Annotated in this window: 20 protein-coding genes and 1 tRNA gene; 15 read left to right on the top strand and 6 right to left on the bottom strand. The window is 33.7% G+C overall.

The genetic code is table 11. From position 1 onward, the window contains the following. Both rimK and Q1B37_RS21575 read right to left on the bottom strand, forming a co-directional pair. On the bottom strand, positions 1-873 hold the full coding sequence (rimK, locus tag Q1B37_RS21580; protein WP_299902410.1) for a 30S ribosomal protein S6--L-glutamate ligase: 873 nt from the start codon (positions 871-873) through the stop codon (positions 1-3). Continuing rightward, the gene (locus Q1B37_RS21575; RefSeq protein WP_299604819.1) at positions 870-1,301 is read right to left on the bottom strand and encodes a RimK/LysX family protein; all 432 of its coding nucleotides are present in this window, start codon (positions 1,299-1,301) and stop codon (positions 870-872) included. The genes rimK and Q1B37_RS21575 overlap by 4 nt, the downstream gene beginning before the upstream one ends. Positions 1,302-1,463: 162 nt before the next feature. Here Q1B37_RS21575 and uvrC point away from each other — a divergent pair, with 162 nt between their 5' ends. From uvrC to Q1B37_RS21525, 10 genes are all read left to right on the top strand, one after another. Next, the gene (uvrC, locus tag Q1B37_RS21570; RefSeq protein WP_299902407.1) at positions 1,464-3,263 is read left to right on the top strand and encodes an excinuclease ABC subunit UvrC; all 1,800 of its coding nucleotides are present in this window, start codon (positions 1,464-1,466) and stop codon (positions 3,261-3,263) included. A 43-nt stretch (positions 3,264-3,306) separates the two neighbouring features. Next, positions 3,307-5,556, top strand: coding sequence for a patatin-like phospholipase family protein (locus Q1B37_RS21565; protein WP_299902404.1), 2,250 nt, complete (start codon positions 3,307-3,309; stop codon positions 5,554-5,556). A 178-nt stretch (positions 5,557-5,734) separates the two neighbouring features. Beyond that, entirely contained in the window at positions 5,735-6,892 is a 1,158-nt protein-coding gene (locus tag Q1B37_RS21560) for a homogentisate 1,2-dioxygenase (RefSeq protein WP_299902401.1), read from the top strand. Between the two features lie 150 nt (positions 6,893-7,042). Then, entirely contained in the window at positions 7,043-8,182 is a 1,140-nt protein-coding gene (gene hppD / locus Q1B37_RS21555) for a 4-hydroxyphenylpyruvate dioxygenase (protein ID WP_299902399.1), read from the top strand. A 403-nt stretch (positions 8,183-8,585) separates the two neighbouring features. Beyond that, complete coding sequence (locus tag Q1B37_RS21550; RefSeq protein ID WP_299604807.1) at positions 8,586-9,362, top strand: DUF3108 domain-containing protein; 777 nt, start codon at positions 8,586-8,588, stop codon at positions 9,360-9,362. After that, the gene (locus Q1B37_RS21545; protein ID WP_299902397.1) at positions 9,362-10,327 is read left to right on the top strand and encodes a tryptophan 2,3-dioxygenase family protein; all 966 of its coding nucleotides are present in this window, start codon (positions 9,362-9,364) and stop codon (positions 10,325-10,327) included. The genes Q1B37_RS21550 and Q1B37_RS21545 overlap by 1 nt, the downstream gene beginning before the upstream one ends. Positions 10,328-10,335: 8 nt before the next feature. After that, on the top strand, positions 10,336-11,592 hold the full coding sequence (locus Q1B37_RS21540) for a peptidoglycan DD-metalloendopeptidase family protein (protein ID WP_299902395.1): 1,257 nt from the start codon (positions 10,336-10,338) through the stop codon (positions 11,590-11,592). A 4-nt stretch (positions 11,593-11,596) separates the two neighbouring features. Further along, positions 11,597-13,234: a glucose-6-phosphate isomerase gene (gene pgi / locus Q1B37_RS21535; RefSeq protein ID WP_299902392.1), complete on the top strand. Its 1,638-nt coding sequence runs from the start codon at positions 11,597-11,599 to the stop codon at positions 13,232-13,234. A gap of 174 nt (positions 13,235-13,408) precedes the next feature. Continuing rightward, a complete protein-coding gene (locus Q1B37_RS21530; protein WP_299604798.1) occupies positions 13,409-16,636 on the top strand; it encodes a TonB-dependent receptor in 3,228 nt (1,075 codons plus the stop codon). Between the two features lie 90 nt (positions 16,637-16,726). Then, the gene (locus Q1B37_RS21525) at positions 16,727-17,164 is read left to right on the top strand and encodes a hypothetical protein (protein WP_299902390.1); all 438 of its coding nucleotides are present in this window, start codon (positions 16,727-16,729) and stop codon (positions 17,162-17,164) included. On the opposite strand, the gene Q1B37_RS21520 is transcribed toward Q1B37_RS21525, so the two are convergent. Further along, positions 17,161-17,583: a secondary thiamine-phosphate synthase enzyme YjbQ gene (locus Q1B37_RS21520; protein ID WP_299902389.1), complete on the bottom strand. Its 423-nt coding sequence runs from the start codon at positions 17,581-17,583 to the stop codon at positions 17,161-17,163. The genes Q1B37_RS21525 and Q1B37_RS21520 overlap by 4 nt on opposite strands. A 99-nt stretch (positions 17,584-17,682) precedes the next feature. Between Q1B37_RS21520 and Q1B37_RS21515 the strand changes: the two genes are divergently transcribed. Beyond that, entirely contained in the window at positions 17,683-18,489 is an 807-nt protein-coding gene (locus Q1B37_RS21515; protein ID WP_299604791.1) for an HAD family hydrolase, read from the top strand. 299 nt (positions 18,490-18,788) lie between these two features. On the opposite strand, the gene lepA is transcribed toward Q1B37_RS21515, so the two are convergent. After that, the gene (gene lepA / locus Q1B37_RS21510) at positions 18,789-20,585 is read right to left on the bottom strand and encodes a translation elongation factor 4 (protein ID WP_299604788.1); all 1,797 of its coding nucleotides are present in this window, start codon (positions 20,583-20,585) and stop codon (positions 18,789-18,791) included. Positions 20,586-20,921: 336 nt separating this feature from the next. On the opposite strand from lepA, the gene dusB reads away from it, so the two are divergent. Continuing rightward, complete coding sequence (dusB, locus tag Q1B37_RS21505; protein ID WP_299604786.1) at positions 20,922-21,914, top strand: tRNA dihydrouridine synthase DusB; 993 nt, start codon at positions 20,922-20,924, stop codon at positions 21,912-21,914. Between the two features lie 12 nt (positions 21,915-21,926). On the opposite strand, the gene Q1B37_RS21500 is transcribed toward dusB, so the two are convergent. Together Q1B37_RS21500 and rbfA are read right to left on the bottom strand one after the other, a co-directional pair. After that, positions 21,927-23,132, bottom strand: a complete 1,206-nt coding sequence (locus Q1B37_RS21500; protein WP_299902386.1) for an FtsX-like permease family protein — start codon at positions 23,130-23,132, stop codon at positions 21,927-21,929. A gap of 92 nt (positions 23,133-23,224) precedes the next feature. Next, positions 23,225-23,617: a 30S ribosome-binding factor RbfA gene (gene rbfA, locus Q1B37_RS21495; RefSeq protein WP_299604782.1), complete on the bottom strand. Its 393-nt coding sequence runs from the start codon at positions 23,615-23,617 to the stop codon at positions 23,225-23,227. A gap of 125 nt (positions 23,618-23,742) precedes the next feature. On the opposite strand from rbfA, the gene mce reads away from it, so the two are divergent. The 3 genes from mce to Q1B37_RS21480 all read left to right on the top strand — a co-directional run bounded on the left by mce (position 23,743) and on the right by Q1B37_RS21480 (position 24,638). Beyond that, positions 23,743-24,144, top strand: coding sequence for a methylmalonyl-CoA epimerase (gene mce, locus Q1B37_RS21490; RefSeq protein ID WP_299606334.1), 402 nt, complete (start codon positions 23,743-23,745; stop codon positions 24,142-24,144). 57 nt (positions 24,145-24,201) lie between these two features. Further along, a tRNA-Ile gene (locus tag Q1B37_RS21485) sits at positions 24,202-24,275 on the top strand. A 60-nt stretch (positions 24,276-24,335) separates the two neighbouring features. Continuing rightward, a complete protein-coding gene (locus Q1B37_RS21480) occupies positions 24,336-24,638 on the top strand; it encodes a GIY-YIG nuclease family protein (protein WP_299902383.1) in 303 nt (100 codons plus the stop codon). Positions 24,639-24,870 lie beyond the last annotated feature (232 nt).

The following is a 24,870-nucleotide window of genomic DNA, read 5'->3' as shown; positions in this document are numbered from 1 at the left end:
CTAAACACTTCGTTCTATAAATCGAATAATTGATTTTGCGATATCTTTACCAGTAGCTGTTTGGATTCCTTCTAATCCTGGAGAGGAATTCACTTCTAAAATTAAAGGGCCTCTTTCGCTCTGAAGCATATCTACTCCTGCTACACCAAGTTTTAAAGCTTTCGCTGCTTTTATAGCTGCGTTCTCTTCCTCATCGGATAACTGAATAATCTTCGCACTTCCTCCTCTATGAAGATTGGATCGGAACTCACCTTCTTTACCTTGTCTTTTCATCGCGCCTACTACCTGACCATCTACTACCAATACCCGAATATCTGCTCCCTTAGCTTCCTTGATATATTCCTGAACAATTACTCTTGCTTGCAAACCATTAAAAGCTTCCAACACCGATTCTGCTGCCGTTTTAGTTTCTGCCAAAACAACCCCTAGACCTTGTGTACCCTCAAGTAATTTTATAATTAACGGTGCTCCTCCTACATGGGAAATCACTTCCGAAACATCTTTGGAGTAATTTGTAAATACGGTTTTTGGTAATCCCAAACCAGCTTTAGATAGAATCTGAAGACTTCGTAATTTATCTCTGGAATTTACCAGAGCTTGTGATTGTACGGTAGTAAAAACATTCATCATTTCGAATTGCCTCACTACTGCTGTACCGTAAAAAGTAATGGAAGATCCTATTCGTGGAATTACTGCATCTACATGATCCAGTTTCTTACCACGATAATAAATCTCAGGCTTTTTCTTCTCAATAATAATATCACAATTTAAAGGATCAATGACTTGTACATTATGCTTTCGCTTAATCGCCGCCTGAACTAATGCATCAGTAGAATACAAACTAGCACTGCGGGATAAAATTTTTATATTCATTTGGATTTTAGATTATAAGACTGATCTTCTAATTGCGGATCTACCAAAAATTTTCCACTAAGAAATTTACGTCCAATTAAAACTGGAAAACGCATATCGTCTCGAGAAGATAATGTTAGTGTTATAGGGTTTGTATTATTAAATAATGTGATTTTAGTTCTAATAGCATACCTCACTTCTACTTTTCCATTGCTACTTTTTACAGCAGTAATATCATAATTCTTAAAAGTGAATTTTTTACCATTATACTCTGGATGAGTAGGATCCAAAAAGCGACATTCTAAAATTTGACCGACTTCTTTAATCTCTTTACAATGAATGGATGAAGTGTACGCACCAGTATCGACTTTTACATCGATGTCGCACAAATCTAAAAGCGGAAAATCCACCTTATCTGTTCTTCCAATTATTTTTTTCTGATCTTTCAAAAAAGTACCTTTAAAACAATATAAATACTAAAGTAATAAAAAACCAGATTCATTTTATAGGATAACACTTTTAATACTTAAATTCATTTCTCGTTTTTAACATAATAATATTATGAACCGTATTTATTAATGCTAACAAAGCATTAAATTTACATTTAGAATATGCAACAACCCTCACTAGAAATACAACTTAAAACTTTACCAACAGGGCCAGGAGTTTATCAATATTACGATAAAGATGACACCTTATTATATGTTGGAAAAGCAAAAAACCTCAAAAAAAGAGTTACTTCATACTTTACCAAAAATCACGATAATTATAAGACAAAGGTATTGGTTAAAAAGATCTGTACTATACGTCATATTGTTGTAGAAACGGAGACCGATGCATTACTATTAGAAAACAACCTCATTAAAAAACATCAACCTCGTTTTAATGTAATGCTCAAGGATGACAAAACGTATCCTTGGATTTGCATTAAAAAAGAACGTTTTCCAAGAGTATTTCCTACTCGAACCCTTATAAAAGATGGTTCTGAGTATTTTGGACCTTATACAAATTTTAAAACAGTAAATACCTTATTAGATCTTATTAAAGGGCTCTATCAACTAAGAACCTGTAATTATGATCTATCCCAGCAAAAAATTGAAAGTGGTAAATATAAAGTATGTCTCGAATATCATTTAGGAAATTGTAAAGGACCTTGTGAAGGATTACAAGATGAAAAAGAGTATCATGAAAATATTGAGGCCATCAGACAAATTGTAAAAGGTAATTTTAAAGATTCTCTGAATAGGTTTCGTAAACAAATGGTGATGCATGCCGAAAAAATGGAATTTGAAGATGCACAACGGATAAAAGAAAAAATTGAAGTTTTAGAAAAATACCAAGCGAAATCTACTGTGGTGAATCCAAAAATTAGCAATGTAGACGTGTTTTCTATTATTTCTGATGAATCCTATGGCTATGTCAATTTTCTTCAATTATCCTATGGATCTATCATAAGATCTCATACTACCGAAATTAAAAAGAAGTTAGAAGAAACTGATAAAGAACTACTAGAACTTGCTATCATCGAATTAAGACAACGATTTAATTCGAGATCTAAAGAAATATTTGTACCCATTGATGTGGATTTGGGCGAAGATCTAAAAATTACAATTCCTCAGCTTGGTGATAAAAAGAAAATTGTAGACTTATCATTACGTAATGCCAAATATTATAGACAAGAGCGATTTAAACAAATTAAAATCATAGATCCAGATCGACATGTAAAACGATTAATGGCTCAAATGAAAAAAGATCTTCGACTACCTGAAGAACCAAGACATATCGAATGTTTTGATAATTCTAACATCCAAGGAACCAATCCAGTCGCAGCTTGTGTAGTCTTTAAAAATGGGAAGCCTAGCAAAAAAGAATATCGAAAATTTAATATCAAAACAGTAGAAGGACCTAATGATTTTGCTTCTATGGAAGAAGTAGTTTACCGAAGATATAAAAGACTGCTAGATGAAGAGCAACCATTACCACAACTTGTGATTGTAGATGGTGGAAAAGGGCAATTGTCTTCTGGATTAAAAGCTTTGGAAAGTTTAGATCTAAGAGGAAAAATAACCATTATTGGAATTGCTAAAAGATTAGAAGAGATCTATTATCCTGGTGATTCGATACCATTATATCTAGATAAGAAATCAGAATCTTTAAAAATTATTCAGCATCTCAGAAATGAGGCGCACCGTTTTGGAATTACTTTTCACAGACAAAAAAGAAGTAAAGCTGCTTTAGACACAGAACTTGATACCATCCCAGGAATTGGAGAAAAAACTGTTGTAGAATTACTGAAACATTTTAGATCAGTAAAACGAATACGCGAAGCCACAAAAAAAGAACTTGTAGAAGTAGTTGGTAATTCTCGCGCAACCAAAGTGTATAATTACTATCTTTCTAAAAAAGAATAAACCTTTGATCTGGAGTACCTCAAATAAGATCCTAAACATATCATTGCTGATTACTCTACTTTTTGCTTCCAAAAATATATCCTCGCAAGAAGTAAATGATTCTATTGTTTCTAATATTAAGGAAGATCAAGATGTTAAAGTTGGATTAGTACTAAGTGGAGGTGGTGCCAAAGGACTTGCTCATATCGGAGCTTTAAAAGTAATCGAAGAAGCCGGAATAAGAATAGATTATATCGGAGGAACAAGCATGGGTGCCATTATAGGGTCTTTATACGCCTCTGGATATAATGCCAAAGAATTAGACTCTATTTTTAAAACAGTTGATTTTAATGTATTAATTCAGGATGATTTACCAAGAAAAGCAAAAACCTTCTATGAACGCGAAGATTCTGAAAAATATGCATTAACATTACCATTTGATGATTTTAAAATTGGATTGCCGCAAGGGTTATCCAAAGGACAGAATTTTTTTAATGAATTTGCTCGATTAACATCTCATGTCCATGAAATAGATGACTTTAGCAAACTTCCTATTCCTTTTTTCTGTATGTCTACAAATATTGCTACTGGAGAGCAAATTTTATTAGACAAAGGTTATCTACCCGAAGCAGTTTCAGCAAGTGGCGCATTACCTTCTATTTTTAGTCCCATAGAATTAGATGGAGTTTTAATGACCGATGGTGGAGTTTCTAATAACTATCCTATTAAAGAAATCCGCGCAAAAGGAGCTGATATTGTAATTGGTATAGATGTACAGGATAGTCTTATCCCACGTAATCAACTTACCTCGGTTACGAACATCATGTTACAAATCAGTAATTTCAGGACGATCAATGCCATGAAAACTAAAAAACCCGAAACGGATGTGTATGTAAAACCTTCTATTACGGATTTTAACTTAATATCATTTGACCAAGCTGATAAAATTATTGCCAATGGAGAAAAAGCGGCATTTGAGAATTACGAAAAATTAAGAGCTATAAAAAGACTGCAGAAATCATCAAAACCTAGAACTGTAATTCCTAAAAACTCAGACACACTTCTTATAAATAGCTTGGTAATTTATGGAAACGAACGCTATACCAGATCCTATATAAAAGGGAAGCTTAAACTAAAACTAAAAAACCCCAAACTTACCACTTATCAAAAGTTGTATGAAGGCATCAATAACCTATCTGCTACAGGAAATTTTGATAGAGTCAGTCATCGTTTAATAGACAAAGAAGACGGTAAAGAACTAGTTCTTAACGTGAAAGAATCAGATAACACTATGCTATTGAGGTTCGCGCTACATTATGATGATTTATATCAAACCGCAGCCTTGGTAAACTTTACTAAAAAAAGTCTACTATTTAACAATGATGTTCTTTCATTAGATGTTGCATTAGGAGACAATATAAGATACAACCTAGATTATTATATAGACAAAGGTTTTTATTGGAGTATTGGTGTCAAAAACAGTCTCAATAGGTTTAATAGAAACGTAGCATACGAATTGGTAAGAGAAGATTTTAATTTGCCAGATATCGAAGTAAATAAAATCAACTTAGATTATTTAGATTTCAAAACACAAGTTTATGCTGAAACACTTCTAAACCAGACCTTTTCTTTAGGTCTTGGTGCAGAATATAGAAGATTTAGACTTATTTCAGAAACTATTGGAGAGGATGAAGATCAATTACCACGAGTGGTTTTTGACAATAGTAATTATTGGAGTGTTTTGTCCTATTTAAAATTTGACAGTTACGACAACAAGTATTTTCCTTCTTCGGGTTTTTTCTTTGATGGAAATATTAATTATTATTTGATTGATGATAACCCAAATAGTCAGGATAGTAATTTTGTAATTGCCAAAGCTGATTTTGGTTATGCCTTTAAACTTCTTAATAAAACTTCGGTTAACCTTGGATTAAGTGCTGGTAATCGATGGGAGGAACAAAACATCAGAAGTCTTAACTTTTTTGTTGGAGGTTTTGGTGCAAGAATGATTAACAATAATATCCCATTTTATGGTTATGATTTCTTAAGTATTGTTGGCGACAGCTTTATTAAAGCAAATATGTCCCTGGATTATGAAATATTTCCAAAAAATCATCTCAATATAGCAGCAAATTATGCCAATGTGGGGACAAGGTTATTTGATAATGGAGGTTGGTTTGAATCTCCAGAATATTCTGGATATGCCTTAGGTTATGGCTTAGAAACTTTTGCAGGTCCTATCCAAGTTAAATATTCATATTCTCCAGAACAAAAAGAAGGAGAATGGTATTTTAGTATTGGTTTCTGGTTTTAGTAAGAATTACCATAAAAGAAAATAAATATTTACGATATTTGTAATACTATGACTTTGTATTGGCAGGATTTATTATTGCTTTTACACTACCTTATTAAACGTAATCCGGAATAAGGTATCAGATTACTATTGCATTACTTTTTCAAACTTATTAGTTAACAATATAATCTTAAAAATCATGCCTTTTTATCACTCTTTGGGTACTATACCACCTAAAAGACATACCATCTTTAGAAAACCAGATGGAAATCTTTATTACGAACAATTATTCGGAACAATTGGATTCGATGGAATGTCTACCAATCTATATCATCATCATCGACCTACTCAAGTAAAAGAAATTAAAGGAAGCTATAGTGTAGCTCCCGAAATTGCCATTCATAATAACATCAAATCATATCGATTACACGGGTTTAAAGTACATCCAGAAAAAGATTATTTAGAAAGTAGAAAAAATGTACTTACTAATAGCGATGTAAGTATTATTCTGTCTTCTCCACAAGAATCTACCTCTGAGTACTTTTATAAAAACACGGATGCAGATGAATTAATTTTTGTTCATAGAGGAACCGGTAAATTTAGAAGTCATCTTGGAAATATTGATTTTAAGTATGGAGATTATATCCTAATACCCAGAGGAACGATTTACAAATTAGATTTTGACACCTCGGACAATCGTTTATTTATTGTTGAATCCAGAAGACCTATTTACACTCCAAAGAGATATAGAAATTGGTTTGGGCAATTATTAGAACATTCTCCTTTTTGCGAGCGTGATCTTCGTGCTCCTTATGAACTAGAAAGTAATGATGAAAAAGGTGATTTTCTGATCAAAGTAAAAAAGCAAGACGAAATTTTTGATATGATTTATGCTACACATCCTTTTGATGTCGTAGGATATGACGGATTTAATTTCCCGTATGCATTTTCTATTCATGATTTCGAACCAATTACCGGAAGAATTCATCAACCACCACCAGTACACCAAACGTTCGAAACAGATGCCTTTGTAGTGTGTTCGTTTGTTCCAAGATTGTACGATTACCATCCAGAAAGTATTCCTGCTCCCTACAACCATAGTAACATAGATAGTGATGAAGTTTTATACTATGTAGATGGTGATTTTATGAGTAGAAACGATATTGCAGCAGGACATATTTCTTTACATCCCGCAGGAATTCCGCACGGACCACATCCTGGAGCGGTAGAAAGAAGTATTGGAAAAACCAAAACAGATGAACTAGCTGTTATGGTAGATACTTTTAAACCTCTTATGGTTACTAAAGAAGCAATGAAAATAGCCGACGAAGATTATCATAAATCTTGGTTAGAATAATTTATGTTTAGGTCTTTATGTTGAATTATAGAATAGATATTTCTGCCCATCTAAGGGCAATGTGGTAGTGTAAAAAGTATTTGGAAATCAAAAAATCTGAATCAAAGAAGGTACACCCAAAAATTTCTAATTAAAATTTAAAACAATATTATGTCAACAAATATAACCTCACAAAATTTAGAAAAAATAATCCCAGACGCAGAAGACTTCTTACCACTTTTAGGTACTGATTATGTAGAGCTTTATGTAGGTAATGCCAAGCAAGCTGCTTATTACTATCAAACTGCTTGGGGTTTTCAACCTATTGCATATGCAGGATTGGAAACAGGTTTAAAGGATCGCGTTTCATATGTTCTAAGACAAGATAAAATCACCCTTGTTCTCACTTCACCATTACAACCAGATGGAGAAATCAACAAACATATCAATGCTCATGGAGATGGTGTAAAAGTAGTTGCACTTTGGGTTGATGATGCTACAAAAAGCTACGAAGAAACCACCAAAAGAGGAGCAGAATCTTACATGAAACCTACTACTAAAGAAGATAAAGATGGTACTGTTGTCTTTTCTGGTATACACACTTATGGAGAAACTGTTCACATATTTGTGGAACGCAAAAATTACAACGGAGCTTTTCTTCCAGGATATAAAGCTTGGGACAAACCTTACACTACCAAAGATACTGGTCTGAAATATATTGACCATATGGTTGGAAATGTAGGATGGAACGAAATGAATAAGTGGTGCGAGTTTTATGCAAAAGTTATGGGGTTTGCACAATTAGTATCTTTTGATGATAAAGATATTTCTACAGAATACACAGCTTTGATGAGTAAGGTAATGAGTAATGGAAATGGAAGAATTAAATTTCCGATTAACGAACCCGCTGAAGGAAGAAAAAAATCTCAGATAGAAGAATATATCGATTTCTATAACGGTGCAGGTGTACAACATATGGCTTTGGCCACTGATAACATCATTGAAACAGTATCTTCTCTTCGGGATAGAGGTGTAGAGTTTTTAACAGTACCTGCTACCTATTATGAGACCGTTTTGGATAGAGTTGGCGAAATTGATGAAGATCTAGAACCTTTAAAGGAACTAGGTATTTTAATAGACCGTGATGATGAAGGGTATTTATTACAGATTTTTACCAAACCTGTTCTTGATCGTCCAACAATGTTTTTCGAAATTATTCAACGAAAAGGAGCTCAATCTTTTGGAAAAGGAAACTTTAAAGCATTGTTCGAGGCTATCGAAAGAGAGCAAGAACAAAGAGGTACTTTATAAATTCAGATTTTTCGTCAATTTCCTTTGAACATTTTAGTTAAGCTATGTTAATAAATTGAGATTATTGAAAAATAATGGATTTCTGCCTAAATTTTTGTTAAATATCATAATAAAAAAACGTTTTCGTTTGATAATTATGCAAAAAAAGCGGATGTTTGTATTATAAGCGGAGTGGTTACCGCTTATACCAAAAACAATAATTATTCTCATAATTTAAGTTTTTAGTTGGTTAATAAAAGTAAAAGAGAGCTGTGGTGGCTCTCTTTTTTATTACTTTTTTTTCAATATTTAGTAATACTCCTTGCTTTTATCTGTTTATATTATGTAGTACTTTTGGAACGGATATTGTAAAAGTCTCATTAGTAGTGCCTATATGCAATTAAACAACACCCAAAAATTAGTTATGAAAAGATATATTCTTTTATTGGTTGTCTTATCGACATGTATCTTAAACGCTCAGGATAGTCATAAGTCTTTTGATGATGGAGAATGGTTTAAATTTAAAATCAGATATGGAGTCTTTACAGCCAGCTATGCAACCTTAGAAGTAAAGAATGAAATGTTTAAAGGAAAGCCAGTACATCATATTGTTGGTACCGGAAAATCATCTGGACTTTTAAGTGTGTTTTTTAAAGTAGAAGATTACTATGAAACTTATATAGACAGAAATGAAGTAAAACCTTATCGTTTTATTCGTAAAATAAATGAGGGAGGACATATCAAAGACATAGAAATTGACTTTGATCACGAAAGCAAAAAGGCTCTAGTTTTTAACAAAAAGTATAATACCAAAAATACGTTTACCATTAAAGACAACATACAGGATATGATGTCTTCCTTTTATTATTTAAGAAATAATATTGACGTATCTTCGCTTAAAGTTGGCGATGAACAATTTGTAAATATGTTTTTCGATAATGAAAACTACTTGTTCAAGCTACGCTTTTTAGGAAGAGAAACAGTAAAAATGAATGGTAACAAAATACGCTGTTTAAAATTTCGTCCAATAGTTCAGGCAGAACGAGTTTTTAAAGAAGAAGAAAGTCTAACGGTATGGGTAAGTGATGACGATAATCGTATGCCAATTCGAATAAAAGCAGACATTCTGGTAGGATCTATTAATGCAGATTTGATAGCGTATAAAGGATTGAAACATCCTCTTAAAATTGTTATAGATTAATGGACGAATCCATACAACCAGAAATTGCTGAAAAAATAAAGCAACTCGAAAAGAAATTTAAAAACTCTGGTCAAGATTTAGGATCTTATCTAGATGGTCTTTTGCATGATCGATACCTCACGTATTGGGATTATATCCATTTAGATACCTTACTAAGTTTACAAATACCTCGAACTCACTTTCCTGATGAAGAAATCTTCATCATGTATCATCAGATCACTGAATTGTATTTTAAGTTGATTATACACGAACTAAAACAGATCATTGATGACAAATTACAAACAGCTGAGTTTTTTACCAAAAAATTAGATCGAATCAACAGGTATTTTAGAGTATTGATCGACTCTTTTGATGTGATGATTAAAGGAATGGATAAGGATCAATTCCTAAAGTACCGAATGTCTTTATTACCAGCTAGTGGATTTCAGTCGGTTCAATTTAGAATGATTGAAATATACGCAACTCCTTTGGTAAATCTTGTAAATGCCAAAGAAAGAGCACAATTTTCTGAAGACGATCCCTTAGAAGATGTTTACGAACATTTATATTGGAAATCCGGAGCAACAGACATAAAAACAGGCGAAAAGACCTTAACGCTCAAACAATTTGAATATCGTTATACTCCAAGAATGATGCGAATTGCGCATCAAGTAAAACAGAGTACCATTTACCATAGATATCTGGAACTTCCAGAAAAAGAGCAAAATAATGTGCACCTTATTAATGCATTGCGTACTTTTGACATCAATGTAAATATTAATTGGTTATTGATGCATATGGGAGCCGCCTACAGGTATCTTAACAGAGATAAAGGTGAGGTATTGGCTACAGGAGGAACTAACTGGAAAAAGTTTCTACCCCCAAGTTTTCAAAGAATTATGTTTTTTCCTAATCTATGGAGTACAGAGGAAAAAGAAAATTGGGGTCAGCAATGGGTTACCCATCAATTTAATACCACAAAATAAAGTCAGAGTTGAAGAATTTAGGTTGTATACTACTTATTTTGGTAGTATTTATTTCATGCCAAAAAGAAAAGAAAGAACCCGTAGTTGTTGTTCCAGAAACAAGTAAAGAAATAGTAGAACCTCCTATCATCAAAGAATTTGGATATAATCTAAACGACTTTACCGTTGTTAGAGATACCGTTCGCCCAGGAGATAGTTTTGGAGCTATTTTAGATAGTCATGGAATTTCTAGAGCTAAGGTTTTTGAAATTTCAAATAAAATAAAAGATACTTTTAACGTTGCAAGAATTACCGCAGGTAAAGCCTATACCGTTCTAAAATCAAAAGATACCGCAGAACAAGCACAAGTATTTGTGTATCAAAATGGGTTAATAGATTATACGGTTGTAGATTTTAGAGATAGTATTATTGCTAGAAAAAGTGCCAAACCTGTTAAAATCGTTGAAAGAATAGCCTCTGGGACTATTGAGAGCAACCTCTCTCAAACTTTTGATGATATGGATTTAAGCTTTCTCGTTGCATATAAAATGGCTGACATTTATGCCTGGACCATAGATTTTACCAGATTACAAGCAGGAGATCGATTTAAAGTTATCTATACAGAAAAGTATATCAATGACACCATCCCTGCAGGAATTGGAGAGATCAAAGCTTCTTACTTTGAGCATCGAAGCAAACCCCTTTATGCATTTCGATTTAAAGATGACACTATTAATAACTCGTCAGATTATTTTGATCAGGAAGCTAATAACTTAAGAAGAGCTTTTTTAAGAGCACCTGTTCAATTTAGTAGAATCTCTTCTAGATACAACCTTAAGCGTAGAATAAAATATTACGGAAATAAGATTAGACCACATAGAGGAACCGACTTTGCCGCGCCTATAGGAACACCGATTTTGGCCACTGCTGATGGGACTGTTACTAAATCTGAACGTAGAGGAGGAAATGGTAAATATGTAAAAATTAGACATAACGCTACTTATGAAACACAATATCTTCATATGAGCAAAAGAGCTGTAAAAGTAGGTGAATTTGTCCGACAAGGAGAAGTGATTGGGTTTATAGGTATGACAGGTAATACCAGTGGTCCTCACGTATGTTATCGTTTCTGGAAAAATGGTAGAGAAGTAGATCCGTTTAGAGAGGATCTACCAGCTTCTAAACCCCTACAAGACAGTCTAAAACCTGCTTTTTTCAAGCATATAGAACCGATGAAAACAAAATTAGATAGTATCATTTTTAAACCAAAACAAGAAATATTGTAACCACATGGCATTACCAACTATTAATCCCACCACCACAAAAGCCTGGGAAGCACTTAAAAACCATTATGAGACAATTAAAGACACTCATCTAAAAGATCTTTTTGAAAAAGCTCCTAATAGAGCTGATGTGCTTTCGATAGAATGGAATGATTTTTATATAGATTATTCTAAAAATCGAATCGATGAAACAACTAAAAAATTATTAATAGATCTTGCAAAAGAAGTACAGCTTGACAAAGCTATACAAAGTTATTTTGGAGGTGAAATTATTAACGAAACCGAAGAAAGAGCAGTTCTACATACTGCACTTCGCGTTCCTTCTGATCAAGCTGTTGAAGTCGCAGGCAAAAACGTTGTAAACGAAGTATCAGAAGTAAAGAACAAAATCAAAGAATTTTGTGATCAAGTTATAAACGGAGATCTAAAAGGATATACCGATAAACCTTTTACAGATATTGTTAATATAGGTATTGGAGGATCCGATCTTGGCCCTGCTATGATTACTGAGTCTTTAGAATACTATAAAAACCATTTAAACCTTCATTTTATATCTAATGTAGATGGTGATCATGTACATCAGAGACTAAAGGGATTAGATCCAGAAACTACTTTGTTTGTTGTAGTATCTAAAAGTTTTGGAACGCAGGAAACATTATCGAATGCAATTACAGCAAGAAACTGGTTTATAAACCAGGCTTCTTCATCTGCGGTTGGCAAGCACTTTGTTGCTGTTTCTAGTAATGTGCAAAAAGTCGTAGATTTTGGAATAGAAGAAACTAACATTTTTCCTCTTTGGGATTGGGTAGGTGGTCGTTTCTCTTTATGGAGTGCCGTTGGACTATCTATAAGTTTATCCATAGGATATGAAAATTTCGATTCCTTACTAGAGGGTGCTCACCAAATGGACGAACACTTCAGAACAACAAATTTCGAAGACAACATTCCTGTAATTCTAGGACTATTAAGTATATGGTACAACAATTTCTTTGAAGCAGAAAGCGAAGCAATAATCCCTTATTCTCAATATCTTCATAGATTACCAGCGTATCTGCAACAAGGAATCATGGAAAGTAATGGTAAAAGTGTGGATCGTGCAGGAAACCCTATCAATTACCAAACAGGAACTATTATTTGGGGAGAACCAGGGACCAATGCCCAACACGCATTTTTCCAACTTATTCATCAAGGTACTAAATTGATTCCTGCTGAGTTTATCGGGTTTAAAAACCCTCTGTTTGGTGACAAAAGTCATCAGGATAAATTAATGGCCAATTTCTTTGCTCAAACAGAAGCTCTTATGAACGGAAAAAGTAAAGAAGAAGTCTTAGAAGAGCTACAATCTAAAAATCTTTCTGAAGAAAAATTAAGACAACTTGTTCCATTCAAAGTTTTCTCTGGGAACAAACCTACAACTACAGTTCTAATTGACAAACTTACTCCAAAAAGTTTGGGAGCTCTTATTTCTATGTATGAACAGCGAATTTTTGTTCAGGGAGTTGTTTGGAATATTTTTAGTTATGATCAATGGGGTGTAGAATTAGGTAAGCAATTAGCTACAAAAATTTTAGATGAAATCGATAATTCGCAGATTTCTGACCATGATTCGTCTACGAAAATGTTAATTAAAAAGTACCTAAGCTAGATATTTTCCGGTTAACAACTTTTTAATATTTTCAATCACTTGAAAACCAATGATATAAAAATTTGAGTTACCTTAAAACCGTTAAAACTTTATGTAAAAATTTTAACGTTTAGATAAACTTAGATTGCACAAAGATTCGTTCTTTTGCGCCAACAATTAACTTAATTCATTATAATGAAAAAGATTACATTTTTATTTGTTGTAATTCTTTTGGCAACAGTTGCAGAAACTTTTGCACAAGGGGTTACAAAATCTTCCATGAATGGAAAAGTGACAGATAATACTGGGGCACCACTGCCGGGTGCCAATGTAGTTGCAATTCATACACCATCGGGGACAAAGTATGGAGCAATTACTGATTTCGACGGTTATTACAGGATTGCTAACATGAGAACCGGAGGTCCTTATAGAGTAACAATCTCTTATGTAGGATTTCTAGGTTTCGTTAAAGACGATGTATACCTTCAGTTAGGAGATTCAAAAAGCATTAACACTCAAATGAAAGAAGAAGCTAATGCTCTTGAAGAAGTTGTAATTACCGCTACCAATAACGGTGTATTTGATTCTGGAAAAACGGGAACCGAAACTACAGTAACAGAAAGACAGATTAACTCTTTACCATCGGTTTCAAGATCCGTTGCAGATTTCGTAAGAATTACACCACAGGCACAGATTTCTGAAGGAGATGACGGATTCTCAGTTTCTTTAGCTGGACAAAACAACAGATATAATGCATTATACATCGATGGTGGTGTAAGTAATGATGTATTTGGTTTAGCAGGTTCTGGTACAGATGGTGGACAAACAGGAGTAAATCCTTTCTCTATCGATGCTATCGAAACGTTCCAGATTAACATTGCTCCTTTTGATGTAAGACAATCTGGTTTTGCGGGAGGTGCAATTAACGCTATTACCAGATCAGGGACAAACAAGATTGAAGGATCGGCTTACACATATTTCCGAAATCAAGATCTAGCTGGAAAAACTCCTCCTAGTCTTGTAGGTGATGGAGAGTCTAGAGAAAAACTAGCAGATTTTTCATCTAATATCTATGGGGTTAGAGTTGGTGGTCCAATTGTAAAAGACAAATTATTTTACTTTGTAAATTACGAAAGAGAAGAAACTGAAACTCCTCAACCATTTAATTTTAGTAATTACCAAGGAGATTCTAATTTAACTGAAATTCAAGATCTTTCGAACTTCTTACAAACTACTTACGGATTTAATCCAGGTGGCTTTGACAACAATACAAGAACATTAGAAAGTAACAAATTTACTGTAAGATTAGATTGGAATATTAATGAAAATAACCAATTAAGTGTAAAACATAATTATGTTAGCGCGGATAATCTAGAAGCAAGAAATAGTAGCAATACTAGAATTGGTTTTATCAATGGTTCAGAGCTGTTTGAAAGTGTAAAGAACGAAACGACTTTAGAGCTTAACTCTTCTTTTGGTAGCTGGGCATCAAATAGCCTTTTAGTAGGTTATAAAACAGTAAGAGATGATAGAGATCCATCTGGTGATCCATTTCCTTCTGTAGATATTAGAGATGGTAACGGTACAATTACTTTTGGTGCAGAACCTTTTTCTACTGCAAACTTATTAGATCAAGATATTTTAAATATTGCAGACAATTTTGAAATCTATAGTGGTAAACACACTATAACGATTGGTACGCAACATGAATTTTCTAAAATCAAGAACCTATTTTTTGCATTTAACTATGGAGATTACACTTTCAATAGTGTTAATGATTTCTATGCTGGAATTATTGATGAATACCAAAGAGGTTACTCTCTAGTAGGTGGTACTGCTGTAGGTGATGAATCTGATGGAGCTTCAGAATTTAAATTATACCAACCAAGTGTATATATACAAGATGAAGTGAGTATTGCTGAAAACTTTAAATTCACAGCTGGTTTAAGAGTAGATGTTCCTATTTTCGAAGATGGACCTGTTAATGATGACTTTAATAATAGAACAATTCCAATCTTAGAAGCTGCAGGAAAAGATCTTCAAGGTGCTAGAGTTGGTAAAGCGATTAATCCTAAAGCACATCTATCTCCAAGAATTGGTTTTAACTGGGATGTTAAAAACAATAGGTCTACTCAAGTACGTGGTGGTTTAGGAATGTTTACCTCAAGAATTCCATTAGTATGGCCTGGAGGATCTTATAACAATAATGGTATTACTGGTGGTTTTACAGCTGGATTTAATTTAGATCCCTCTACAATTACTTTTAATCCTGATATTAATCAACAACCAGTAGCTGTTGAGCCTGGAACTGGTGGTTTAGCTGGTAATATTGATATCTTTACACCAGATCTTCGATTACCTCAGTTCATGAAGTACAACATTGCAATTGACCAAAAACTTCCTTTCTGGGGATTAATTGCAAGTGCAGATTTCTTATATACTGATGTAATTACTAATATCTATTATGAAAACTTAAACATTGCAGAAGCAGAAGGTTTCTTAAACGGTGCTGACAACAGACCTTTCTATAGTGATAGCTTTGGTGATCTTATTGACAACACTTACGGAAGAATTACATTAGGAACTAATACAGGTGAAGGTTTTTCATATAACGCTTCTGTTACCTTAAGAAAGCCATTTTCTAACGGTTTCCAAGGAAGTGTTTCTTATTCTTATGGAGAAGCTGAATCAATTTTTGACGGAACCTCTTCTCAGAATAGTTCTCAATGGAGAAATATACAAACAGTAAACGGTAAAAATTCAGATATACCTTTAGGAAGATCTGATTTCTCTCAGGGATCTCGTTTTACTGCTAATGTAAGCTATGAAAAAGAGTATTTAGGATTTATGAAATCTACTATTGCTCTTTTCTACGAAGGTAATCAAGGAGCTCCTCACTCTTTCGTATATAGAGAGGGAGCGGATCTTCTTAATGATGATTCTAGAGACAACGCATTAATTTATATTCCTGCAAACCAAAGCGAAATTGTATTAGTTGATGGAGAAAACGGACTTAGCTCTCAGCAACAGTGGGATGCTTTAGATGCTTTTATCGAAGGAAATGACTACTTAAGAAGCAGAAGAGGACAGTATGCAGAAAGAAATGGAGATAGAGGTCCTTGGAGTCACACTGTGGATTTAAAATTCTTACAGGATTTTTACATCAATACTGGAGATCATAAGAACACGCTTCAGCTTTCTCTTGATATTTTCAATTTTACAAATCTTCTTAACAAAGATTGGGGTCAAAGAAAATTCATTCCAAGTAATATTGGATTGATCGAAACTGAGCAAGCAGGACCAAATCCTGAGTTTAGTTTCAACCCTGCTTCTTTCGAAGATGGAATTGAACAATTAGATGATAGCGGATTACAATCATCAAGATGGCAAATGCAAGTTGGTTTAAGATATATCTTTAACTAATTTTTAAATACCATAATAAAAACCTCGCTCTAATTGAGCGAGGTTTTTTTATACATAATGTTTACCTTTGGATAAACTAAACATATCATTATGTACGAAGCAATACAAATCGTTCACTCCTATTGGGCTTACTTAGTCGTTCTTGTTGTAACTTTAGCAACTTTTAATGCCTTAATTGGTTTTTTTACCAAAAGAGAGTATGCACCAAAAGACTTTAGAATATCTCTTTTTGCTTTAATCGTTACACACATACAATTATTAATAGGAATTGTTATATTTTTTGTTTCTCCTACTATTATGTGGTTTAAAGATGTTCCTGTAAAAGATATTATGGGAGACCCTTTGGTTCGTTTGTATAATGTAGAACATCCGTTTACCATGATACTGGTTGTTACGTTAATTACAATTGGATATTCTAAACATAAAAAGAAACTAACCTCTACGCCGAAGTTTAAAATGCTAGCCATTTTCTACACGATAGCGTTTGCAGCAATGTTATATATGATTCCTTGGGCAAATTGGTTCTAAGAACCAAAAGCGGTAAGCACTAATTTTCTGGAGCCACCATAATCTCTGTGTTCGCAAAGGTAGATTCCTTGCCATATTCCTAGATTTGGTTTGCCTGCCGTTATTGGTAACTGTACAGAAGTTCCCATTAACGAGGCTTTAATATGTGCAGGCATATCATCTGCTCCCTCATAGGTGTGTAGATAGTAGGGTGCATTTTCTGGAACCATTTTATTCATATGACTTTCAAAATCCTGTCGAACTGTTGGGTCTGCATTTTCATTAATGGTAAGACTAGCAGAAGTATGTTTAATAAAAACCTGTAATTGTCCAATAGCTATTTTACGAATCTCAGGAATTTCCAAAAGCACTTCTTCTGTAATTAAATGAAAACCTCTTGGATAAGGCTTCAGACTAATTTCTTTTTGAAAGAATTTCATAGGTTAATGATTAAAAAAGCAATTTAATATAAATTTTACAGTAATAATCGAACGCCTTATTGCAAACTCTAATACCTTTACGTAGTTTAAAAATCTTGTATGGACTTATCTAAAATAAAATTAGTAGCTACAGATATGGATGGTACGCTTCTTAACTCAAGAGGAGAAGTAAGCCAATCTTTCTTTTATCTATTTGATGAATTAAAAGAACTAGGTGTTACCTTCGTTGCTGCCAGCGGGAGACAATATTATAGTATTCTGCATAAATTAAACGCCATCAAAGATGACATGATTGTTATTGCAGAAAATGGTGCTTTGACAATGCATAGAGATCAGGAATTACAAACAACCGAAATTGATAGAGACACCTATTTAGAACTATTAGAAATCACCCAAAAACTAGAAGGATCACAGGTAATATTATGTGGTCGTAAAAAAGCTTATATCGAAGATTATGGAAAACCTTTTGAAAATATGCTCAATGAATTTTACGGTAAATATGAGATTGTAAAAGATCTGTCTGAAGTTATTGATGATCAATACTTAAAAATTGCCATTTGTAATGAAAAAGGTTCCGAACAATATTTATATCCTGCTTTAAAACATCTAGAAAACAGATTAAAAGTAAAAGTATCCGGTAAAGTATGGCTGGACTTATCCCATAACGACGCGAATAAGGGACACGCATTAAAGAATGTTCAAAAAAGCTTAGACATCTCTACAGATGAAACTATGGTTTTTGGAGATTACAATAACGACTTAGAAATGATGTCTAGAGCCAAATATAGTTTCGCTATGCAAAATGCTCATCCAAATGTAAAGGAAGTGGCGAATTACATGACTAAAAGTAACGATGAGAACGGCGTAGAATATATGCTCTCTAAAATGATAGAAGCTAAAAAATAAACTACACTACAAAATAGATTTTGATAAGATTATCTGGTATAATCGATCTTAGGATATGCAAGCTAATACAATAGATATAATAAAGAAGTAGACGTATATCGGTTGTTTTGCTAAAAACTTCTGCATAATAATAGGGGTTATATTAATTAAGTTTTAATGAATATAGAAACATATTAGTAATCCATATTCGTCGACAAAGATATAAAAAGAAAACAAAAAAACGCATTTTGGCTTAAAAAAATGCGTTTTGTCGATATTTTTTATTATTAAAAAGAAGTCTTTTTCTTACTTTTCCTGATTTAATCGTTCAGTTTTAAAACTGCCATGAACGCTTCTTGCGGTATTTCCACGTTACCTACAGCTCTCATACGCTTCTTACCCTTTTTCTGCTTTTCTAATAACTTACGCTTACGAGAAATATCACCTCCATAACATTTTGCTGTTACATCTTTACGAAGGGCTTTTACCGTTTCTCTAGCAATAATTTTAGCACCTATAGCAGCCTGAATTGGTATATCAAATTGCTGTCTCGGTATTAATTCTTTTAATTTCTCGCACATCTTTTTACCAATATCATATGCATTATCCTGATGTAATAAAGCAGATAAAGCATCAACCGTATTCGCATTTAATAATACATCTACTTTTACTAGTTTAGAAGCTCGCATTCCAATAGGTGCATAATCAAAAGAAGCATATCCTTTAGACACTGTTTTTAATCGATCATAAAAATCAAATACAATCTCGGCAAGTGGCATGTCAAAAGTAAGCTCTACTCTCTCTGTGGTTAAATAGGTTTGATTCGTGATTTCACCTCGTTTTTCTATACATAAAGACATCACAGGCCCTACAAAATCAGCTTTGGTGATAATCGATGCTTTGATATAAGGTTCTTCCACCCTATTCATTTTTGAAGGATCAGGAAGATCCGAAGGATTATTTACGATAATAACCTCATCAGGTTCTTTATTGGTAAACGCGTGGTAAGATACGTTAGGTACTGTAGTAATTACAGTCATATTAAACTCTCTCTCCAAACGTTCCTGAATAATCTCCATATGTAACATTCCCAAGAATCCACATCTAAATCCAAAACCTAATGCAGCAGAACTTTCTGGTGTAAACACCAAAGAAGCATCGTTTAACTGTAATTTTTCCATAGAAGCACGAAGTTCTTCATAGTCCTCTGTGTCTACTGGATAAATACCCGCAAATACCATTGGTTTTACATCCTCAAAACCTTCAATCGCATTCTGAGTAGGAGTTTTAGCATCCGTAACCGTATCTCCTACCTTCACTTCACGCGCATCTTTAATACCCGTAATCAGATATCCAACATCTCCTGTTTTAATAATTTGTTTTGGAACTTGATTTAATTTCAAAGTTCCTATTTCGTCCGCAAAATAGTTTTTATTAGTAGCTACAAACTTAATCTGTTGCCCTTTCTTAATTTCACCATTAACTACTCTAAAGTATGTTTCTACTCCTCTAAAAGGATTATATACAGAATCGAAAATCAATGCTTGTAAAGGTTCATTTGGATTTCCTTCTGGTGCTGGAACACGCTCGATGATGGCTTCTAGAATTTCTTCGATTCCAATTCCTGTTTTAGCACTGGCAGGTATCACCTCCTCAGGATCACAACCCAATAGATCTACAATATCATCAGTAACTTCTTCTGGATTTGCACTTGGTAAATCAATTTTATTTAAAACAGGAATAATTTCTAAATCATTATCCAGTGCAAGGTATAAATTGGATATCGTTTGTGCTTGTATACTTTGCGCAGCATCTACAATAAGCAAAGCACCTTCGCAGGCCGCGATAGACCTAGAAACTTCATAAGAAAAATCTACGTGTCCAGGAGTATCAATGAGGTTTAGAATATACTGTTCACCTTTGTACGTATACTCCATCTGAATTGCATGACTCTTAATCGTAATTCCACGCTCACGTTCCAAATCCATATTGTCCAACAACTGATTCTGAGCTTCTCTAGCGGTAACAGAACCTGTATAATCCAACAATCGATCAGCAAGCGTACTCTTACCATGATCAATATGCGCAATAATGCAAAAATTTCTTATGTTCTTCATCATTCTTTTTTTTGGCGGGCTAAAACGGGCTATCCGTTATATCTTTTTTGTTTCCCATCACTTATTTCTCTTCAAAACAAAAAAGGATGTCACTTCTATCCCTGCCCGAATACATTCAATGCTTTATAAGTACAATATCCGTTCAATTTACAGAGAATTAAACTCCATAATGTGAATAAATCATTGAGTTTGCAAATATAATCGATTTTAGAAGGTTTATGTCATCAATACTTGATTTTTAAATGATTCTAACCTCAGATTCAATCTTACAATGAAGATTCGTTAGAATTCGTACTTTTGCAAAGAATTACGTTTAATATTTATCAAACAAAGGTTTTGGCAAAGATAGGAGACATTGATGTAGGAGAATTTCCTTTACTATTAGCACCGATGGAGGACGTGAGTGATCCACCATTTAGAGCATTATGTAAAGAACAAGGAGCAGATGTTGTATATACCGAATTTATATCTAGTGAAGGATTAATTCGAGATGCAGCAAAGAGTGTAATGAAGTTGGATATATATGAAAAAGAACGTCCGGTTGGTATTCAAATTTTTGGAGCCAACTTAGATTCTATGCTTAAATCCGTTGAAATTGTAGAAGCATCAGGACCAGATATCATAGATATTAACTTTGGATGTCCTGTAAAAAAAGTGGTAAGCAAAGGAGCTGGCGCTGGTATCTTAAAAGATATCGATCTAATGGTTTCTCTAACCAAGGCTATGGTTGAGCATACCAAACTACCCGTAACAGTAAAAACGAGATTAGGTTGGGATCATAATTCTATAAAAATTGTCGAAGTAGCCGAACGCTTGCAAGACGTAGGCTGTAAGGCCATTTCCATTCACGGACGTACAAGAGCGCAGATGTATAAAGGAAATGCAGATTGGAAACCTATCGCCGAAGTAAAGAACAATCCTAGAATGCATATTCCTGTTTTCGGAAATGGAGATGTAGATAGCCCTGAAAGAGCAGTAGAAATGCGTGATCAATATGGACTGGATGGCGCAATGATTGGTCGTGCCAGTATCGGATATCCATGGTTCTTCAAAGAAGTAAAACATTACTTCAAAACAGGAGAACATCTACCACCTCCGACTATAGAAGAACGCGTAATTGCAGCACGTAGACACTTGCAAATGTCGATCGATTGGAAAGGTGAAAAACTTGGAGTTTTTGAAACAAGAAGACATTACACCAATTACTTTAAAGGCATTCCACATTTCAAAGAATATCGCACTAAAATGGTAACCAGCGATGATTCCAAAGATGTATTTGCTGCTTTTGATGAAGTACAGGAAAAATTTGCAGGATTCCAGTTTGCGTAAATGCAATTCTTATTAGAAACTCACTAAACGTTGGTTGATTCTACTAGAAGCTAATAACGATGCTATGATACCTATTACAGTAATGGTAAGAAAGACTATGATAAAGCTCATAACTGTAATTTTAGTAGGATACGGAAGAGAAGGAGTAATCATCAATAACCCAAACTGCTGTTGACAAATAATAATGATAAAGCCTAAAAGCAGACCCAATAATGCTCCTAAAATTGTCATTAAAGAACCTTGAAACAGAAATACTTGTCGGATTTTAGGTAAAGTTGCTCCTAAATTATATAAGGTTTGTATATTCATCTTCTTATCGATGATCATCATAATAATCGCTCCTGCTACATTAAATAAAGCTATGATTGCTATTAAAGTGATTACTAAATAAGATGCTAAATTCTCCGTATTTAGCATTCTGTATAAGGTATCGTTTAATTGAATCCGGTTTTTTACGACAACCTTATCTTCAAAAAGTGCAATCATTTGTTCCCGAACGGTATCTTCATCAGCTTCCGGAGATAGTTTCAATTCTATATTAGTCACTCTATCTTTTGGTAAGTTTAGCAACTCTCTTGTTAGACCAATAGTAGCAAAAACATACTTCTTATCGAGGTCTTCATTTACCGTATAAATTCCAGTATTTACTACAGCTTTTTTTCTAAACGCTTTAGAAGGATCTTTCGGAATACCTTTTCCCGGTTTAGGAACATATATGTTTAGAAAGTTTGTATAAATCTGCTCCACTCCCATTCCTAGCTCTTTTCCTATTCCGTAGCCTGAAACTACTTGAGCATCATTTCCGCTTAACCATTCGCCATATGCCATAATACTATCTGTAGCAATGACTTCTTTATAATTAGTATCTACACCTTTTATAAAACCTGTTTTTTGTTTGTCTTTAAATTCTAAGAGAACACGCTCTTCTATAACTTCCGAAAAACTTAGAACACCTTCCAGATCAGATAATTTCTTTTTGTGATCTTCTGTAAATGTAAATGTCTTTCCATTAGAAGGAAACAACTTCAAATCTGGATCAAAATAAGAAGAAAATTGCAAGCTAAAATCCTTAAGCCCAGCAAAGCCGCACAATACCAGAAACAACGACATAGCTCCTATAACCACACCCGCTGCTGCAATCCCAGTAATAATATTAATTGCATTACTACTACCAGGAGAAAACAAATAACGTTTTGCTATGTAAAAAGGAAACTTCAAATTTTTAGTACAAAATCTTAATCAAATATTTTTTTAATAAAGATAATAGAATATGTTGTTATGACCGATTTTATTTAAATTAACTTAAATAATTACTTTTTCTTGCGTTTTGGCAATAAATCAGGATTCTCTAAAGGATTGTCTTCTCCCTTAATTGCTTTCTCGATATTGTCTATGTATTCTAATGAATCATCAATAAAATAGGATAACTCGGGCATACGACGTAATTGATTTTTTGTACGCTGCGCCACCTGATGTTTAATTTGAGATTTTACCGCATTTACTTCTTGTAATACTTTTTCTCCTTCATTATGAGGGAATACACTCATATATACTTTAGCAATGGATAGATCTGTAGTAACACTTACCTTAGTAACAGAAACCAAAATCCCTTGTACTCCAGCTTCACGCAAAGCAAGCTGTATTACATCTGCCACATCACGTTGCAATACGCCTCCTATTTTTTTCTGTCTGTTTGTTTCCATGGTGCAAAAATAGCTATTTATGTGATGTGTTGATTTTCTTTTAATAGAAAATCCTTTTCGCATAGCTATTTTGTACTTTTATCCTCATTATCTAATAATTAATAAAATTTACACTTGTGAATCATATCAACAAAATTGAACATATCGGTATTGCTGTAAAAGATATTGATAAAGCCAATACACTTTACGAACAATTACTAGGAGTTGCTCCATATAAAGAAGAAACAGTAGAAAGTGAAGCGGTGATTACTTCTTTCTTTAAAGTTGGCGAAAACAAGATCGAGCTTTTGGCAAGCACCAGCGAAGATGGCCCTATTGGAAAATTTATTACCAAAAAAGGCGAAGGCATTCATCATATTGCTTTTGATGTAGATGATATTGAAAAAGAATTAGAAAGACTCGAAAAAGAAGGATTTCAATTGATCAACAAAACCCCTAAAAAAGGTGCTGACAACAAGCTAGTTGCCTTTATACATCCTAAAACAACAAATGGTGTTTTGGTAGAGCTTTGTCAAGAGATTAATTAAATTACAAAAAATGTTTGGCGTGTTTATATCAATTACTTAAATTTGCCCTCCGTTTTAGGTCCCATAGCTCAGCTGGTTAGAGCACCTGACTCATAATCAGGGGGTCCTTGGTTCGAGCCCAAGTGGGACCACCCAAAAGCCTTAGTGAAAACTAGGGCTTTTTTTATACTTCTATTTTAATTAACCAAATTATGTCACAACAGAAAGAAATAGGTTGCTACATTCTTTATAGTAAAAAAGTAAATAAATACTATATCGGAGTAACGCAAGAAAACTTATCTGAAAGAATAGACAAACACAACAACGGCTTTTATGGTAAAAAGAGTTATACGATTATTGATAATAATTGGACTTTATATCTATTTATTCCTGCAGCCAATCATCAGCAAGCACTAGCAATAGAACGCAAAATAAAATCTATGAAAAGCAGGAAGTACATTGAAAACCTTAAGAAGTATCCTGAAATGATTGAAAAAATCATGAAATCTAAATAGAACACCTGACTCTCCCGATAGCTATCGGGACAGGGGTCCTTGGTTCGAGCCCAAGTGGGACCACCCAAAAGCCTTAGTGAAAACTAGGGCTTTTTTAGTTTTTATATTGTCTCGTCCTGAAATAAGTTGACGTAATTTAGACTTATTTATGACATATTCAGAAGAACCAAGGAAGAAGCGTACACAACGAGATTATAATTTAGGCTTTAAATTATCAGTAGTTGCTCAAGTA

It is taken from the genome of uncultured Aquimarina sp. (assembly GCF_947492965.1).
Lineage (GTDB): Bacteria > Bacteroidota > Bacteroidia > Flavobacteriales > Flavobacteriaceae > Aquimarina.
This window is presented reverse-complemented; position numbering and strand designations above follow the sequence as displayed.

Bases quoted from the DNA above. Each gene is read 5' to 3' on its own strand.
- rimK (WP_299902410.1), bottom strand. From the start codon at position 873: ATGAATATAAAAATTTTATCCCGCAGTGCTAGTTTGTATTCTACTGAT.
- uvrC (WP_299902407.1), top strand. From the start codon at position 1,464: ATGCAACAACCCTCACTAGAAATACAACTTAAAACTTTACCAACAGGG.
- Q1B37_RS21560 (WP_299902401.1), top strand. From the start codon at position 5,735: ATGCCTTTTTATCACTCTTTGGGTACTATACCACCTAAAAGACATACC.
- hppD (WP_299902399.1), top strand. From the start codon at position 7,043: ATGTCAACAAATATAACCTCACAAAATTTAGAAAAAATAATCCCAGAC.
- Q1B37_RS21550 (WP_299604807.1), top strand. From the start codon at position 8,586: ATGAAAAGATATATTCTTTTATTGGTTGTCTTATCGACATGTATCTTA.
- Q1B37_RS21545 (WP_299902397.1), top strand. From the start codon at position 9,362: ATGGACGAATCCATACAACCAGAAATTGCTGAAAAAATAAAGCAACTC.
- pgi (WP_299902392.1), top strand. From the start codon at position 11,597: ATGGCATTACCAACTATTAATCCCACCACCACAAAAGCCTGGGAAGCA.
- Q1B37_RS21530 (WP_299604798.1), top strand. From the start codon at position 13,409: ATGAAAAAGATTACATTTTTATTTGTTGTAATTCTTTTGGCAACAGTT.
- Q1B37_RS21525 (WP_299902390.1), top strand. From the start codon at position 16,727: ATGTACGAAGCAATACAAATCGTTCACTCCTATTGGGCTTACTTAGTC.
- Q1B37_RS21520 (WP_299902389.1), bottom strand. From the start codon at position 17,583: ATGAAATTCTTTCAAAAAGAAATTAGTCTGAAGCCTTATCCAAGAGGT.
- Q1B37_RS21515 (WP_299604791.1), top strand. From the start codon at position 17,683: ATGGACTTATCTAAAATAAAATTAGTAGCTACAGATATGGATGGTACG.
- lepA (WP_299604788.1), bottom strand. From the start codon at position 20,585: ATGAAGAACATAAGAAATTTTTGCATTATTGCGCATATTGATCATGGT.
- rbfA (WP_299604782.1), bottom strand. From the start codon at position 23,617: ATGGAAACAAACAGACAGAAAAAAATAGGAGGCGTATTGCAACGTGAT.
- Q1B37_RS21480 (WP_299902383.1), top strand. From the start codon at position 24,336: ATGTCACAACAGAAAGAAATAGGTTGCTACATTCTTTATAGTAAAAAA.